General features: G+C 71.6%; 16 protein-coding genes. 5 read left to right on the top strand and 11 right to left on the bottom strand.

The window, feature by feature from the left end; genetic code table 11:
* Nucleotides 1–46: 46 nt before the first annotated feature.
* The 4 genes from BLT59_RS13265 to BLT59_RS13250 all read right to left on the bottom strand — a co-directional run bounded on the left by BLT59_RS13265 (nt 47) and on the right by BLT59_RS13250 (nt 4,956).
* Entirely contained in the window at nt 47–2,041 is a 1,995-nt protein-coding gene (locus tag BLT59_RS13265) for a family 2A encapsulin nanocompartment cargo protein cysteine desulfurase (protein WP_091780481.1), read from the bottom strand.
* Nucleotides 2,028–3,431, bottom strand: a complete 1,404-nt coding sequence (locus tag BLT59_RS32145; protein ID WP_091780478.1) for a family 2B encapsulin nanocompartment shell protein — start codon at nt 3,429–3,431, stop codon at nt 2,028–2,030. The genes BLT59_RS13265 and BLT59_RS32145 overlap by 14 nt, the downstream gene beginning before the upstream one ends.
* Nucleotides 3,432–3,863: 432 nt before the next feature.
* A complete protein-coding gene (cysE, locus tag BLT59_RS13255; RefSeq protein WP_091780475.1) occupies nt 3,864–4,736 on the bottom strand; it encodes a serine O-acetyltransferase in 873 nt (290 codons plus the stop codon).
* 13 nt (nt 4,737–4,749) lie between these two features.
* Entirely contained in the window at nt 4,750–4,956 is a 207-nt protein-coding gene (locus BLT59_RS13250) for a hypothetical protein (protein WP_091780472.1), read from the bottom strand.
* Nucleotides 4,957–5,483: 527 nt separating this feature from the next.
* On the opposite strand from BLT59_RS13250, the gene BLT59_RS13245 reads away from it, so the two are divergent.
* From BLT59_RS13245 to BLT59_RS13235, 3 genes are all read left to right on the top strand, one after another.
* Nucleotides 5,484–5,762: a hypothetical protein gene (locus tag BLT59_RS13245; protein ID WP_091780469.1), complete on the top strand. Its 279-nt coding sequence runs from the start codon at nt 5,484–5,486 to the stop codon at nt 5,760–5,762.
* 45 nt (nt 5,763–5,807) lie between these two features.
* The gene (locus tag BLT59_RS13240) at nt 5,808–7,028 is read left to right on the top strand and encodes a COG3904 family protein (protein ID WP_091780465.1); all 1,221 of its coding nucleotides are present in this window, start codon (nt 5,808–5,810) and stop codon (nt 7,026–7,028) included.
* Between the two features lie 92 nt (nt 7,029–7,120).
* Nucleotides 7,121–7,342 (top strand): hypothetical protein, encoded by a 222-nt coding sequence (locus BLT59_RS13235; protein ID WP_091780462.1) that lies wholly within the window; start codon nt 7,121–7,123, stop codon nt 7,340–7,342.
* A 27-nt stretch (nt 7,343–7,369) separates the two neighbouring features.
* Here BLT59_RS13235 and BLT59_RS13230 read toward each other — a convergent pair whose 3' ends face one another.
* From BLT59_RS13230 to BLT59_RS13210, 5 genes are read right to left on the bottom strand one after another with little or no spacing between them, the layout of a single operon-like run.
* Nucleotides 7,370–8,176, bottom strand: coding sequence for an ABC transporter ATP-binding protein (locus BLT59_RS13230; RefSeq protein ID WP_091780459.1), 807 nt, complete (start codon nt 8,174–8,176; stop codon nt 7,370–7,372).
* Nucleotides 8,173–9,543, bottom strand: coding sequence for an ABC transporter substrate-binding protein (locus BLT59_RS13225; RefSeq protein ID WP_091780456.1), 1,371 nt, complete (start codon nt 9,541–9,543; stop codon nt 8,173–8,175). The genes BLT59_RS13230 and BLT59_RS13225 overlap by 4 nt, the downstream gene beginning before the upstream one ends.
* Before the next feature lie 33 nt (nt 9,544–9,576).
* Nucleotides 9,577–10,611, bottom strand: coding sequence for a branched-chain amino acid ABC transporter permease (locus BLT59_RS13220; protein ID WP_091780453.1), 1,035 nt, complete (start codon nt 10,609–10,611; stop codon nt 9,577–9,579).
* A 7-nt stretch (nt 10,612–10,618) separates the two neighbouring features.
* Entirely contained in the window at nt 10,619–11,512 is an 894-nt protein-coding gene (locus BLT59_RS13215; RefSeq protein WP_091780450.1) for a branched-chain amino acid ABC transporter permease, read from the bottom strand.
* Complete coding sequence (locus tag BLT59_RS13210) at nt 11,509–12,417, bottom strand: ABC transporter ATP-binding protein (protein ID WP_091780447.1); 909 nt, start codon at nt 12,415–12,417, stop codon at nt 11,509–11,511. Before BLT59_RS13210 ends, BLT59_RS13215 begins: the two co-directional genes overlap by 4 nt.
* A gap of 437 nt (nt 12,418–12,854) precedes the next feature.
* Here BLT59_RS13210 and BLT59_RS13205 point away from each other — a divergent pair, with 437 nt between their 5' ends.
* Both BLT59_RS13205 and BLT59_RS13200 read left to right on the top strand, forming a co-directional pair.
* Nucleotides 12,855–13,586: a Crp/Fnr family transcriptional regulator gene (locus BLT59_RS13205; protein WP_091780442.1), complete on the top strand. Its 732-nt coding sequence runs from the start codon at nt 12,855–12,857 to the stop codon at nt 13,584–13,586.
* Between the two features lie 57 nt (nt 13,587–13,643).
* A complete protein-coding gene (locus tag BLT59_RS13200; RefSeq protein ID WP_091780439.1) occupies nt 13,644–14,360 on the top strand; it encodes an HWE histidine kinase domain-containing protein in 717 nt (238 codons plus the stop codon).
* Between the two features lie 57 nt (nt 14,361–14,417).
* On the opposite strand, the gene BLT59_RS13195 is transcribed toward BLT59_RS13200, so the two are convergent.
* Entirely contained in the window at nt 14,418–15,197 is a 780-nt protein-coding gene (locus tag BLT59_RS13195; protein ID WP_091780436.1) for a Crp/Fnr family transcriptional regulator, read from the bottom strand.
* A gap of 356 nt (nt 15,198–15,553) precedes the next feature.
* Nucleotides 15,554–15,772, bottom strand: coding sequence for a DUF6894 family protein (locus BLT59_RS13190; RefSeq protein WP_091780432.1), 219 nt, complete (start codon nt 15,770–15,772; stop codon nt 15,554–15,556).
* Nucleotides 15,773–15,811: the final 39 nt, after the last annotated feature.

Genomic DNA, 15,811 nt, shown 5'->3' with positions numbered 1-15,811 from the left:
CATCCGGCCTGCGGCGAGGCGCCGGCACGCGGCCGGCGCCCCCGGCTCAATGCCGCGGCAGGGTGTGCAGCGCCCTCAGGAAAGCGTCGACCTCCGCGCGGGTGTTGTAGAAGGCCAGCGACGCGCGCACCGATTGGTCGACCCCGAACCGGCGCAGGGCCGGAAGGGCGCAGTGATGGCCCGAGCGCACCGCGATGCCGTGCGCATCGAGGTGGCGGGCCACCGCCTCGTTCTCCTGCCCCTCGATCACGAAGGACATCACGCTCGCCTTCTCCCGGGCCGTGCCGATCAGGCGCAGGCCCTTCACGTCGGCAAGCCCGCCCTGCGCATACTCCAGGAGGTCGTGCTCGTAGGCGGCGATGGCCGGCATGCCGATCCCCGCGAGGTAGTCGAGCGCCGCCCCGAGACCGACCGCCCCGGCGATGTCGGGCGTGCCCGCCTCGAACTTCTCGGGGGCACCCTTGTAGACCGTCTTCGCGAAGGTGACGTCCTCGATCATGTGGCCGCCGCCCTGCCAGGGCGGCATCGCGGCGAGCAGATGCGTCTTGCCGTAGAGCGCGCCGATCCCGGTCGGTCCGAACACCTTGTGGCCGGAAAAGACGAGGAAGTCGGCGTCGAGGGATTGCACGTCCAGCGGCATGTGCGGCGAGGATTGCGCCGCGTCGACCAGCACCGGCACCCCGTAGGCGTGGGCGAGCTGGATGATCTCCCGCACCGGGTTCACGGTGCCCAGCGCGTTGGCCACCTGCGTGACCGAGACGATCTTGGTGCGGCCCGACAGAAGCGCCGCGTATTGCTCGAAGATGATCTCGCCGCGGTCGTTGACCGGGATCACCCGGAGCGTCGCCCCGGTCTGCTGCGCCAGCAATTGCCAGGGCACGATATTGGCGTGGTGCTCGATGGTCGAGACGATGATCTCGTCGCCCGGGCCGATATGGGCCCGGCCGTAGGAGTTGGCGACGAGGTTGATCGCCTCGGTGGTGCCGCGCAGGAAGACGATGTCGTCCTTCGACGGGGCGTTGAGGAAGCGGCGCACCGCCTCGCGGCCGCCCTCGAACAGGTCGGTGGCGCGCGCCGCCAGGGTGTGGGCGGCCCGGTGGATGTTCGAGTTGTGCCGCCCGTAGAAGTCCGAGGTCGCGTCGATCACGGCTTGCGGCTTGTGGGTGGTGGCGGCGTTGTCGAGCCAGACCAGCGGGTGGCCGTTGACGCTCTGGTGCAGGGCCGGGAAGTCCCGGCGGACATGCTCCACGTCGAAGGGCGCCGCCACCGGGCTCGACCCGCGCGACGTCACCCGCGGCGCCGGGCCCGGGGTGCGGGCCGGCTCCAACCGGGGGCTCGCCGGCGCCTTGCGGGCCGGCCCGGGGCCGAGGTTCAGGAAGTAGTAGTCGCCAGCCGGCGCCTCGGGCGCCCGGGACAGCTTTCCGGTCCGGGCGAAGCTCTCCTGCGCCTCGTCGACGCCGGCCTTCGACGGGTCGGCCGGCACGCGGTGCGGGGCGAGGGCGTGCGCGAAGGCGTTGGCGCGCGGGTGGTCCGCGGCGATCTGCCGGTGCAGCTCCGGACCGCCGGGGAGGGCGGCCGCCAGCTCCGGGGCGCCGGCGAAAGAGAAGTCCGGCAGGACGGGGCGCGGGCTCGCCGGGTGGACCGGCGGGATCGCCGCCACCTCTGCGAAGGCCGGGCTCGCGGGCGCGAGGTTCGGCACGGTCGGGCCGGAGAGGCCCGGCAGGCCGACCGGCGGTGCCCCGAAGGCGCGCGCCGCCAGCGCCGACGCGTCCGGCTGAAAGCCGGCGGGCTGGCCGCCCGCGGGGGCCGAGGGGACGCCGAGGGGCGCGCTCGGCAGCGGCGCGCCGCCCGGGGCCTGGGGCAGGCTCTCGAGAGCCTGCGGGACCTGGGGGCCGGCGGGGATCGCCGGCGCGAAGGGCTGGCTCGCGGCCTGCCCCTGCCCGTAGATCTCCCGGGCGAGGCGCCCGACCAGATCCGCGTGGGCCAGCTCGCCCGGGCTCGCCCCGGGCAGCCCGAGGGTGAAGGCCTCAGGCGTAGTCATGGTAGTTGCCCAGCAGCACGTTATCGAGACGGGCGATCGCGTCCTCGACCAGCACGGCGGCCGAGAAGTAGCGGGTCACGAGGTGCGAGGCGATCGAGTGGTCGTTGGTGCCCATGTAGCGCACCGACAGGCCGGGCTCGATCTCGCCGGTCACGCCCGACTTCTGCAGGCCGACCACGCCCTGCTCGCCCTCGCCGACGCGCAGGAGCAGGATCGAGGTGGTCTCGGCGCCGGTCACCGGGTCGATGTCGACCGGCAGCTTGTCGCTCGGCACCAGCGGCACGCCGCGCCAGGTGATGAAGGGTGCGCCGAACAGGTGGACGACGACCGGCGGCACGCCGCGGCGGGTCGCCTCCCGGCCGAAGGCCGCGATGGCGCGGGGATGGGCCACGAAGAAGGCGGGCTTCTTCCAGACCAGGGTCAGCAGCTCGTCGAGGTCGTCCGGGGTGGGCGGGCCGCCGCGGGTGGGGATGCGCTGGCGCGGGCCGACCTCGCCCAGCAGGCCGAACTGCGCGTTGTTCAGGAGCTCCCACTCCTCACGCTCCTTCACGGCGTCGACCGTGAGTCGGATCTGCTCGCGGAGCTGGTCGATCTCGTTGGAGTAGAGGTCGGTGACGCGGGTATGGGTGTTGAGGATCGTCTGGATGGTCGAGAGGTGGTACTCGCGCGGGTCGACCTCGTAATCCACGAAGGTCGTGGGCAGGCGCGGCTCGCCGGTATGGACCGCCAGCAGCTCGATCCCCTGCTCGCCGTACGAGTTGGTGTGGCCTTTGAGGCGGTCGCGCTCCTCGCGGTACTGCGCGATCTTGGCGCGAATCTCCTCGCTCTCCACCGCGGCGGCGTCGAGGGTCAGGAGGGTCACGGCCGACAGGGCCTTCACGGCCGGGGCGGGCGCGCTCTCACCGGCGAGACCGGCATCGCCGAAATAATCGCCCTTCGTGGCCAGCCCCTGGCGCAGGCGGCCCTTGTAGGGACCCGAGAAGGTCAGCTCGACGGTGCCGTCGGCCACCACCGTGAGGCTGCGGCCCGCGGAGCCCTCCTCGTGGATCACCGCGCCGGCCTTGTGCTGGCTCTCTGTGAACTTGGCCGCCAGCGCCGCCAGTTCGGCATCGCCCAGCCGGCTGAACAGCGGCACGGCCCGCAGGGAGGCGGGACGGATCGCCCGGCCCTTGCTGTCCCCCTTGTCCTCGGCGGCGAGATCGATCCGGCCGGGGCGCGCCAGCACGACGGCGCGGCGGTTGACGCGGTAGACCCCGCCCGCCACGTCCACGAAGGGCAGGAGCCGGAGCAGCCAGCGCGGCGTGTTGGCCGCGTTCTGGACCGAGGTGACGGTCGCCGTCGCAAGATTGCGTGCCGCCGTGGCGCTCACGCTCAGACCCGGTCCGCTCATCGTTCGTCCTCACTCCATCCAGGGTTGCAGGCGCGCCGCATCAATCCGCAGATGATGGTTGGCCCCGCAGCGCGCACGGGGCGGGCGCAACACGTATTGATCAATGTTTGACGACGATAGCAGACCAAGAGATCGTATTATCGTCGGTCGAAGGATGTATTTTCCGGCAATTAGACGATCATCGTCTGCCGCTCAGCCAACCGCAGCGCATCCGCGCTCGGCACGATCTGGATAAAGGTCGATTCGGCCGAGGGTCAACGAAACGATTTCCCTATTTTATGCCGTTTCTTGGAAATAGAACCTCTGGCATGCACAACGCATAGGACAAGGCAGCAGCCCCATTGCCGGATCAGAGAATTTAATTTTATCGGATCGGCACACGTGCCGGGATCCGGACGACTTTGTTTTACGGGAAGATTTTTTCGTCTCGCCTCAGATCCCATCCCCGTAGCCGAAGGATTGGTCCATGCTAAGCGCCGGCTCCTCGCCGGCCGGCAGGCGCGAGACGACCCGGGCGGGTACACCGGCGACGGTCGTGTGGGGCGGGACGTCCTGCAGCACCACCGCGGCGGCCGCGACCTTGGCGCCCGCCCCGACCCGGATGTTGCCCAGAACCTTGGCGCCGACGCTGAGCAGCACCCCGCGCTCGATCTTGGGATGCCGGTCGCCACTCTCCTTGCCGTTGCCGCCGAGCGTCACCGACTGGAGGATCGAGACGTCGTCGGCGATCACCGTGGTCTCGCCGATCACCACCCCGGTGGCGTGGTCGATGAACACGCCGGAGCCGATCCGGGCCGCCGGATGGATGTCGCAGCCGAACACTTCCGAGATGCGGCTCTGGACGTGCAGTGCCAGGGTCGCCCGGCCCTGGTGCCAGAGCCAGTGGCCGACCCGGTAGGCCTCCAGCGACGCCAGCCCCTTGTAGAACAGGAACGGATCGAGGTAGCGGCGGCAGGTCGGGTCGCGCTCGCGGATCGCCACGAGGTCGCGCACCGCGTGGGCGCCGGCCTGCGGATCCGCCTCGAAGGCCGAGAGGCACAGGTCGCGCATCGACAGCCGGGCGAGGTCGCCGTCGCCGAGCCGGTGCGCGAGGCGGTAGGCGAGGGCCTGCGCGAGGGTGGGCTGGTCGAGAATCGTCGCCTGGATGATGCCGGCATAGAGCGGCTCCTCGATCAGGGCCGCCGCGGCCTCGGCGCGCAGGGCCGCCCAGACCTCGTCCTCCGCGGTGCTGCGGCTCGTGATGCGCAGGGGCGGCTGGACCACGGCCATCGTGGCACCCGCGGCGGGCACGGCAGAGTGATGCATCGGTCGCCGCCGATCACGCGGCGGAGCGGAACAGGTCGGGCAGGTAGCGCTCCAGGGTGTCGTGCCCCTGGAACTTCACGTCCACGGTGGCCGGGGCCTCGCCCGAGCGGTGGATGCCCACCACCCGGCCCCGGGCATGCCGCCAGATCCCCAGGATCTCGGCGAGGTCGAGCCGCGCGAACACGACCTCGTCGCCCTGCATCATCGTCGCTGAGGCCATGGTGTCGGTCCCCCTTGGATCGGCCGGTCGCGGCGTCCCGGTTCTGCCGCCGCCGGCGCCCGAACCAGGATCGGCGCCGATGGCGAGAAGTCTTTTCCGGATGCCCCGGTCCGGCGGAGAAGGTTTCGACCGCGCACGGCCGAAGCCGGAGCATCATTTTCGCTAAGTAATTGTTATAGAACGATATTTACGCATCGCCCCGCATTTGGCAAGCCCAGCGCCAGGCCGACGGGAGCGCGACCGATCGCGGCCGCGACGCCGGTCCATGCCCGTCGGCCCATGCTTCTGCTCCGGGATGCGCCTTCGACGAACGACCTGCGCTGCAAGTCTTCGTCAATTTGGCAGCACATTCTCAGGCCCGGCCTCTAGATTGAAGAGGTCGACCCGCAGTCGACGCAGAGCCGGATGGAGGTTTGCCGTGATCGCCAGCAAGAAACGGATCGCCCTGATGACTGCTCCGTGTCGGCCGTGTTGCCGCGTCCAGGAGGAGGAGAGCGCACGACATCAGACACGAAAGGCGACCACCGATGCTGACCTATGAAACGACCCGCAACGCCCGTCCCGGCCTGAGCGCCGAGCCGGCCCGGGCCCTCGGCCGGACCCTGTCCCGGAGCATCCGCTCCCATCCCTCCCACGAACGCGCCGCCCTCGCGAGCGCCCTCGGCGACGGCCTGATGCCCGACGAGGTCGCCCGGATCCTCGCCGGCCGCCCGGTGGCCGAGGCCTTCCCGATCCGCTGGGGCGAGAGCCCGGAAGCCTACGCGTCCCGGGCCGTGTCCGAGATGTTCGTCGCCTACCTCCAGTAGGCACGCCGCGCCGGCCTCCCCGAACACGAACGACGGAAACCTGTCATGTCGGTCTTCCCCCGCGGGCGGAAGCGCCGGACGGGGACGGCTGCCTGCGCCCTCGCCCTGGCGCTGGGTGCCGCCGGCCCGGCTGCCGCGTACCCGCCGAAGGGCCGCGAAGCGGCGTCTTCGGCCGACAGGCCGGACGTCCCGGCCCGGCTCACGGTCGGGCCGGGCGGCCGGGACCTGCGCCTCGCGGGCGATCTCACCGAGGGCATGGCCGTGCGGGTCGCCGCCATCCTCGCCGCGCACCCGCAGATCGCGCGCCTCCATCTCACCAGCGACGGCGGCCTCGTGGAGGAGGGCGCGGCGATCGGGGCGCTTGTGGCGGCGCGAGGGCTTTCCACCTACGTCCCCGATGCCTGTGCCTCGGCCTGCACGCTGATCTTCGTCCGCGGCCGGACGCGCTACCTGGGGACCGGCGGCCGGCTCGGCTTCCACGCCCCCTACGAGATCGGGGCGCAGGGCCGGATGCGCCCGGTGGATTCCGCGCCGGAGCGGGCGGCCTACCGGGCCGCCGGCCTGCCGGCCGCCTTCGTGGCGCGGGCCCTGGCGGTACCGCCGGCCGGGATCTGGATCCCGACGGCGGGGGAGCTGCGCGCGGCCGGCATCGTCACCGAGGTCGTCGGCCCGGACCGCTTCCCCGATTCGACCCTGGACGCGGATCCGAGCGCGTCCGGGGCTCGGGCCGCGATCCTGCGGAGCCTGCCGATCCTGCGCCAGGCCGAGGCGGCGGGGCTCGACCCGATCGCCCGTCGGTACCGGGACGGCTACGCCGCCGGCCGGCCGGAGGCGGAGGTCGCCGCGGGCCTGAGGCGGATGGCCGCCGGCTACCTGCAGCGGCGCTTCCGGGCAGCCGATGATGGGGTCGTCCGGGCCCTGGGACACCAAATCCTGGCGACGCTGCGGCGTACCGAGACGCAGGATGTGGCGGCCTGCGGCATCCTCGCGGCCGGTGACCTCGTGGCGCTCGACACGCGTCTGCGGGCCGAGAGGCCTGCATCGCACGGGCTCGCCCCGCTCCTCGCCCGGACACAGGCCGCGCGGCCGGACGGGGCGGACGCGTCCGCCACAGTCCCGGATGCCGCCCCGCCAGCGGATTGCGCCGCCCGGATCGCGGAGACGCGGCACGCCCTCGACCTGCCGCCCCGGGAATCGGCCGCCGCGCTGCGCGCGCTGTTCCTCGCTGGGCCGCAGCAGATCCTGGCGAGCCGGGCCGGGCCGTAGCGGCCCGCGCACCCTCGACTTGCCGCGCCGGCGCCTATCTTCGCACCCAAGGCCACGCCTCGGAGCGGTCGGTCGGAGATGGGAGTCGCCGGATGCCGGATTATCGCCTGCGCGGGGCGGTTCGTGGCGCGGATGGGGAGATCGGCGCGCCGCGCGTCGACGAGGAGCTCACGGCCGCGGACGCGAAGGAGGCGGTCCGACTCGCCAACAGCCGCTCGCTGGCGATCGAGGACGAGGCGGTGAACGCCCTGTGGCTGGTCGACGCCCACGGCACCCTGCTCTGGTCCCTGCGCCGGGCCGACCTCGAGTCCTGATGCGGGCCCTGCGGTGAGCCGGTGCCGTCAGGCCGGCGCGCGGCGGCGCGTCTCCGGCGGCGCGGCGGCACCAGGACACTCGGCACCGCCGAGATACAGGAACCGAACATCATCCCGCGCCCGCAGGGACGCGGCGCTGCCGGCCAGCGCGCTCCGTCCGTTCTCCAGCACGACGGCGTGGTGGGCATGGCGCAGGGCGAGGCGGACATTCTGTTCCGCCACCAGCAGGGTCAGGCCCTCGGCCTGGTTCAGGCCCGCCAGCACCCTGTAGATCTCTTCCACAACCTGGGGGGCGAGTCCCGTGGACGGCTCGTCGAGGACGAGCAGCCGGGGCCGTCCCATCAGCGCCCGGCCGATCGCCGCCATCTGCTGCTCGCCGCCCGAGAGCAGGCCGGCGGCGACGCCCCGCTTCGCTGCGAGGCGCGGGAACAGGCCGTAGACCCGCTCCAGGTCGGCACGAACGGTTCCGCGGCTCGAGCCGCGCCCGAGGCCGCCCGCGACGAGGTTCTCCTGGACGCTCAAGCCCCGGAAGCAGTGGCGCCCCTCCAGCACGCCCACGAGCCCGGCACGGACCAGGTTATCGGTCCGGGTCCGCGTCACGTCCCGTCCGTCATAGGCGAGGCGCCCGGCCGTGACCTGCCCGCGCAGGGCCGGGAGCAGGTTCGACACCGCCCGCAGCAGGGTCGTCTTGCCGGCGCCGTTGGCGCCGACCAGGGCGACGATCTCCCCCGCCCGGACCGCGAGATCGACACCGTGCAGAGCGTGCACGGCGCCGCCATAGACGACCTCCAGCGCCTCGACCTGCAGGAGCGGCGGACCGGCGCCGTCGCTCATCGGCCCGCCGCGGCGGCCTGCTGGCCGCCCTGGCTGTCGGCGGCTTCCTCGGCCGCGCAGTCACGCGGGGTGATGCCGTGCTCCTTGGCGTAGGCGGTCGAGGACGCCTCGATGATCGGGCGCAGGCTCGCCCAGTCGGGGGCGATCCAGTCGGACACCACGTTCCACCGCGCCCCGTCCCATTGCTGGAAGGTGACGCGGCCCTCGCCCTCGTGGTTGGCGCAGGTGACGGTGATCGAGTGGAACAGTCCCTTGGCGCCGAGCGCCGCCACCCGGGCCTCGTCGAGGCGCAGGTGCTCGAAGCCCCAGCGCACCTCGTCGCCGGTCAGCGTGCGCTGGCCGAACTTGCCTTGCGCGATCCGCACCGCCTCGACGTTGAGGATGCCGTTCAGCACCCCGAGATTGTGGTAGACGCTGCCGATCCGTTTCCGGTCGGCGAGGTTGCCGTTGCCGGCCCCGTAGACCTTGCCGACGACCTCCTGGATCACCGGGTAGGCGGTGCCCGACGCCTGGGTGGTGATGGCGACGTAGCCCTTGGCGGCGTCGCCCGCCGGGACGACGTCCTCCTCCGAGTTCGACCAGACATTGCCGACGATCCGGTCGGCCGGGAAGCCGGTCTTCTGGGCGGTCTTGAGGGCCACCGGGTTCATCACGCCCCAGCCGCGCAGCACCACGAAATCGGGCCGCAGCCGCCGGATCGTCAGCCATTGCGATTGCTGCTCGTTCCCGGGATGGGGGACCTCGATCTGCTCGACGGTGAAGCCGTACTGCCTGGCGAGCTGCGCGTAGATCGGGATCGTCTCCTTGCCGTAGGGCGAGCCGTGGTAGAGCACCGCGACGGTCTTGCCCTTGAGCTTGTCGAGGCCGCCCGCGCGGGTGCCGAGATACTGGATGATGCCGCTCGTCTCGCTGTAGGGATTGAGCAGCAGCGGGAACACGTAGGGGAAGACGCGCCCGTCGGTGGAATCGGTGCGGCCGTGATTGATCGTGATCAGCGGCACCTTGTCGGCGCTGATGCGGTCGATCATCGCGTAGGCGATGCCCACGGAGAGCGGGTTCCAGGCGGCGATGCCGGGCCGGGATTTGAGCCGCTCGTAGACCTCGACGCCGCGCTCGACCTCGTACTGGGTCTCACCCTCGCTCCAAGTGAGCTTGACGCCGTTCACGCCTCCGTCCCGGGCGTTGATCAGGTTGAGATAGTCGATGAAGCCGCCGAAGAAGCCGGTCCCGCCGGCCGCATAGGGGCCGACCCGGTAGCTCTGGAGCGGGAAATACTGCTCGTCGGCCCACCCGGCCCGGGGGGCCGCGCCGGCGAGCACGACGGTGCCGGCGAGGAGCGCGGCGCGGAGACGGGTCTTCAGGGGCATGGTCGTCCTGGGGTTGGTCAGACGGGGAGAGGATCAGGCAGCGCGGCGGCCGAGGCGGCGGCCGGCCCGGTCGAGAAGGGCGGCGAGGCCGGCGGGCTCGCGGATCAGCACGGCGACGATCAGGGCGCCGAGCACCATGCGTTGGACCATCTCCAGGGTGCCGGAATCGAACCCGTCGCCCAGGACCGCCGCGCCGAGGCGGGAAAGGAGCAGGGGCAGCACCGCGATGAAGCCCGCGCCCAGGAAGGCGCCGCGCAGGGTGCCCAGGCCGCCGATGATGACGATGAACAGGATCTGGAAGGAGCGGTCGAGGTTGAACCCCGCCGGCTCGACGGTGCGCAGATACGCGAAGGCCCACAGCGCCCCGGCGATGCCGATCACGAAGGACGAGACCGCGAAGGCCAGGAGCTTGGTCCGGGCGACCTTCACGCCGACGAGGCGGGCGGCCGTCTCGTTGTCGCGGATCGCCACGAGGTTGCGGCCCGTGGGGGAGGCCACGAGGCGCCATGCCAGGACGGTCAGCAGCGTGACCACGCTCAGCGAGAACAGGTAGCGCCCGCGCGGATCGTCGAAGGACAGGCCGGCCACCACCAGCCCGGGCGCCGTGATGATGCCCGAGGGGCTGTCGTTGGAGATCCAGCCGATCCGGTTCAGTGCCCAGGCGACGAAGAACTGCACGGCGAGCGTCGAGACCGCGAGGTAGAAGCCGCGCAGCCGCAACGCCGGCAATCCCGCCACCAGCCCGGCGAGCGCCGCCACGAGGCCGCCGAGCAGGATCGCCGCCGGCAGGGGCAGGAATGGCAGGCGCAGCGACAGGTTGAAGGCCGCGTAGGCCCCCACTGCCATGAAGGCGGCCGAGCCCAGCGAGAGCAGACCGGCATAGCCGGTGAGCAGGTTGAGCCCGAGGCCGGCCAGCGCCAGGGCCAGGAACGGCGTCAGGAGCGCCTCGAACAGGTAGCTCGTGCCGGTGAGCGGCACGATCCCGTAGGCCAGGACCAGAAGGGCGGCGAGGCCGAGAACGCCGGCGGACGGGCGCGGGCGGGGCGCCGCGAGGGGCAGGGCATCCATGGCGGCCTCAGACCCGCTCGACGGCGCGCAGGCCGAACAGGCCCGAGGGCCGCACCAGCAGGAACCCGAGCGCCGCCACGTAGGCGATCCAGCCCTCGATCCCGCCGCCGATGACCGGCCCGAGATAGACCTCGGACAGCTTCTCCACCGCGCCGACGATCAGCCCGGCCACGATCGCCCCGGCGATGGAATCGAAGCCGCCGAGCACGAGCACCGGCAGGGCCTTCAGCACCACCAGCGACAGGGAGAACTGCACGCCGAGCCGCGCGCCCCAGAGCAGCCCCGCCACCAGCGCGACGATCCCGGCGGCGATCCAGACCGCCGACCAGATCCGGGGCAGGCGCAGGCCGGTGTTGAGGGCGGCCAGCGGATCGTCCGCCACGGCCCGGAAGGCGAGGCCCGTGCGGGTGTAGCGGAAGAAGGCGGAGAGCAGCGCCACCATCAGGCCCGCGACCGCGGCGGCGAACAGGTCGAACCGGCTGACCAGCACGCCGCCGAGATCGATCGGCGTGTCGTCGATGCCGAGGTCGAGCCCGTGGACCTGCGTGCCCCAGGCGAGCTGGGCCGCGCCCTCGATCACGTAGGCGACGCCCAGCGTCGCCATGAACAGGGTGATCGGCGGCTGGTTCACCAGCGGCCGCAGCACCAGGCGCTCCACGCCGAGCCCGACCACCACCATCACGGCGAGCGTCGCGGCGAGCGCGGCGGCGAAGGGCAGGCCGCGCTCGGTCAGGCTCACGAAGGTGAGGGCGGCGAACAGAACCATCGCGCCCTGCGCGAAGTTCAGCACGCCCGAGGTCTTGTAGATCAGCACGAAGCCGATCGCCACGAGGGCGTACATGACGCCCGACAGCAGGCCGCCGACCACGACCTCGGCCAGGAAGGCGAGATCCGGGCTCATGCGGCCTCCGCGTCCGCGTCTTCATCCGCGAGCCCCAGATAGGCGGCGATGACGGCCGGGTCCGCCTGCACCTGCGCCGGCGTGCCGGTGGCGATGCGGCGGCCGTGGTCGAGCACGGTCACCCGGTCGGACAGGCGCATGACGACGCCGATATCGTGCTCGATCAGCACGATCGCGGCCCCGGACGTCTCCCGCGCCGCCCGGATGAAGCCGGTCATCTCGGCCTTCTCGGTAGCGGTCATGCCGGCCATCGGCTCGTCGAGGAGCAGGAGCCGCGGCCGGGCCACCAGCGCCCGGCCGAGTTCGACCCGCTTCTGGAGCCCGTAGGGGAGGCGGCCGGCCGGACGGTCGGCCACGGCCCCGAGTCCGAGGCGCCCGATCACCGCCTCGGCGGCGTCGCGGTGCGCCAGCGCCTCCCGCCGGGCCGCCGGCAGGCCCAGGATCTGAGCCCCGAGCCCGGCGCGCCGCGCCGCCGCGAGCCCCGACAGGACGTTGTCGCGGACGCTCAGGCCCGCGAACAGGGCCAGGTTCTGGAAGGTCCGGGCGACGCCGAGCGCGGCGAGCCGCCCGGCGGGCACCCGGGCGAAGGCCTCTGCGCCGATCCGCACCCGCCCGGCCTGCGGCGCGTAGAGGCCGGTGACCGCGTTGATCAGCGAGGATTTCCCGGCGCCGTTCGGCCCGATCACCGCATGGATCTCGCCGGCGCCGACCGCGAGATCGATCTCCGCGAAGGCCACCGTGCCGCCGAAGGCGAGGGACAATCCCTCGATCGACAGGACCAGCCCCGCCCGGTCGCGGTGCGGGCTGCCGCCGGCGACAGGGAGCGCGGCCGGGCGGGCGGCGGAACGGGGAAGGGGACGTCGCCCCTCCGGACCCGATCGAACAGGGCGCAGCGCAGGCTGCATGATCCGGACTCCGTCCAGGATAGGCCGCCCGGATCGGCGCGAACCGACGGGCCCCGTTGAGGAAAGACGAGACGCAGGACGAGAACCCGACCTGAACGGATATCTTGCTGCTCCCGCTCGTCAAATCCTGCTGTGCGGCAGCATCGAAGTCAAAAGCACAGTCTTTCCAATTTCGAGACGACACGCGAACATTCTCCCGTCACACGGCGGGGTGACGAGATCACTTCCACCGCCGCGCCGACGGGCCGTTCGGCACTGCCGGATCGTGCCGGTCAGGCGTGGCGGCGCGGCTTGAATCCGGGTCCGGATTCAGGCCCGTCAGGCGGGCAATGAGGACCGAAAGACACCTTGCGGTAGCACAAACTAATCTACATAAGTATTATTGGAGCGAAACTAAATGTAGGCTCGCGCTCCCACGCCATCGTGGAGAAGCCGCCATGCCAAACCCGCTCGCGCACAAGCTAAATCGCTACGTTCGGCTCTCGGAAGACGACCGGATGTGCTTGGCCGATATCATGAGCCCGAGCCGCATGGTCGCCGCGCGCACCGACATCATCCACGAGGGCGAGGATCCGCGCGCCATCAACGTGATCCTGGACGGCTGGGCCTGCCGGTACCGCCAATTCGCCAATGGGCGCCGCCAGATCGTCTCGCTCCTGCTTCCGGGCGATCCGTGCGATCCGCACGCCTTCCTCCTCGACGCGATGGATCACACGATCGGCGCGATCACGCCGGTGCTCCTCGGCCAGATCTCCGGCACGGCGATGCAGGATCTGACCGCCCGAAACCCGCGGCTCGATCTGGCCTTCCATCGCGAGGCCCTGGCCACCGCGGCGATCCAGCGCGAGTGGACGGTCAGCCTCGGCAGCCGCACCGGGATCGAGCGCCTCGCCCACTTGTTCTGCGAGCTCCATGCGCGGCTGGCGGCGATCGGGCTGACGGACGGGAATACCTGCGCGATGCCGATGACGCAGAACGATCTCGGCGACGCAATGGGCCAGACCAGCGTGCACATCAACCGGACGCTCCAGGAGCTGCGCGGCATGGGGCTGATCACCCTGCGCAGCCGGCGCCTGACCATCCACGATCCGGTCGCGCTCGCCCGGCTCGCGCATTTCGACATCGCCTATCTCCACCTCACGGAGACCGAGCGCGCCGCCGCGCGCTGAACCCTGCCCGCCCCGTGGCGATTGAGCCAGGTTGAACGACATCCGGAGTGGCCCGGCATGACAGACCCTCGCGATCCGGCGGAGCGCCTCGCGGCCCTTGAGGCCGACAATGCACGCCTGCGCCGGCAGCTCGACGCCGCGGGTCTGCCGGACGGCCTGCGCCACGGGATGCGCAACACGATGGCGATGATGCGCACCGTCATGCACCGGTCCGCCGAGCGCACCGCGGATGTCGAGAGCTACGTGGCGCATCTCGACGGCCGGTTCGGAGCGGTGATGCGCGTGCAGGCCGCCACGGACGCGTTCGGCGAGGCCGACCTGCACACGCTGATCTCGGACGAGCTGATGTTCCACCTCGCGCGCGAGGGCGAGCAGGCCACCCTCGCCGGCCCGCGGGTGCGCCTCCGCCCCAAGGCCGCCCAGGTCGTCGCGCTGGCCCTGCACGAGCTGACCAGCAACGCCGTCGAACACGGATCCCTGGCGCTCCCGCAGGGCCGGATCCGCGCCGCGTGGCGGGTGAGCCGGGAGGCCGAACCGCCCGTCCTCACCCTCGACTGGGCCGAGACCGGCGGCAGCGGAATCCGGGCATCGGACCGGCGCGGCTTCGGCACGGACGTGCTGACGGAGATGCTGGCCTACGATCTCGGCGCGGCGGTCGACCTGCACTACGAGCCGGACGGGCTGCGCTGCACGATCCGCCTGCCGCTCACCGCTCGGATCGGATGCCACGTGGCTGAGGAGCCGGAGTCGGCCTGGGACGGCGATATCCGGTGAGGTCCGGCGCGATCCGGCACGAAACGCGCCCCGTGCGCCCGCCGGCGCCCGCCGCCCTCACGATGCCGACGCCGCCCGCACCTGTCCGGTCATCTGGGGCAGCGCACCGAGCGCCTCCATGGCCCGGTTCGGGCCGGGCAGGAGCAGATAGTCGAGCGTGAAGCCGGCAAATTCCTGCAGACGCTCGAGATTCGGCACGCGCACGCTCTTGCGTCCGCTCTCGATCAGCCCGGCCCGGCGCAGATCCGAGAGGACCCGCGAGAGATGGACGTTCGAGAGTCCCGCGGTGTCGGCCAGTTCCGACTGCGCCAGCGGAAGGCGATAGTCGGGCTCCAGGCCGAGGCCGACGGCATTCAGGCGGGCGAAAAGTTCGCAGATGATGTGGGCGACCTGTCTGTCGGCGGACCGGCGCCCCACCCCGACCAGCCATTCCTGCAGGACGGCCTCGTCGACCAGAATCGACCACCACACGGCGCGGTAGATGTTGGGCCGGACAGCGGCAAGTTGCTTGATCGTCCGGTAGGGCACGGAGGCGACGGTGCAGGGCGTCAGCGTCGCCACGGAGTGGATCGCCCGGTCGAGCAGGGATGCGTGCAGATCGCAGCCGTCGCCGGGAACGAGGTAGGCGAGGATCGATCGCCCGCCGTCGGGCAGGAGCTTGTAGCGGCAGGCGAACCCGTCGAGGATCACGTAGGCGGCGTCGGGCCGCTCGCCCTCCGAGACCAGGTCGCGGCCGGCATCGACCTGCGCGACATCGCGCGTCGCGGCGTCCAGCGCGGCCACATCACCGTCGTCCAAGGATGCGCGCAGCGCCAACTTGCGAAGGAAGGGGTTCAAGGGATCTCCCGCAGGTACCGCCCCGCGCACGGAGCCGCGCAAGCTTAACGCGCGATCGTCCATCCTTACTCCCCGGCGTCATCAAATTACCGCCTCGTCCCGCCCCATCTTCCGACGGCCCTGATCTGCGGAAACATGCGACGATCACCCGTGTCGGCGCCCCAAGGGACGTCCGGCGGAACCCGCCCAGAGCCGGATTGCCCCGGATCGCGGCAGACACCGCGAGGGATGCCGGGACGCGGATTGAAGTCCCTGCCGGCAGCCGCTCAGGACCGTCGGGATGCGCCCGATCGGGCCGCGCTCCGCCCGGCGATCCAAAGCTTGTTCTATCGGCTCGTGAAGACGGGGCGGCCGCATCAGGAGAGCTGAAGCGTCCGCAGGACGGTGCCGTTCCCGTCATGGATCTCCATGCGCCAGCCCGCCGCGGCGTCCGGCAGTTCGCCAGAGCGCCGGAACTCCTCGATCAGCACCAGCGCTTCCGCTTCCGCATGCGCGAGCGATGCGGCCTGGACTCCCGCCTCGTCCTCGATCGTCTCGCCATCGCGGCTCAGGCGAAAATAGTAGCGCTCTGCCATATGATCCTGCTGCACCGGGCCCCGACCCGACTTCGACAC

Origin of the sequence: Methylobacterium sp. UNC378MF (genome assembly GCF_900103195.1) — a bacterium.
Taxonomy (GTDB): Bacteria; Pseudomonadota; Alphaproteobacteria; order Rhizobiales; family Beijerinckiaceae; genus Methylobacterium.
Note: the sequence above shows the minus strand (reverse complement) of the source record. Positions and strands in the feature narration are given on the sequence as shown.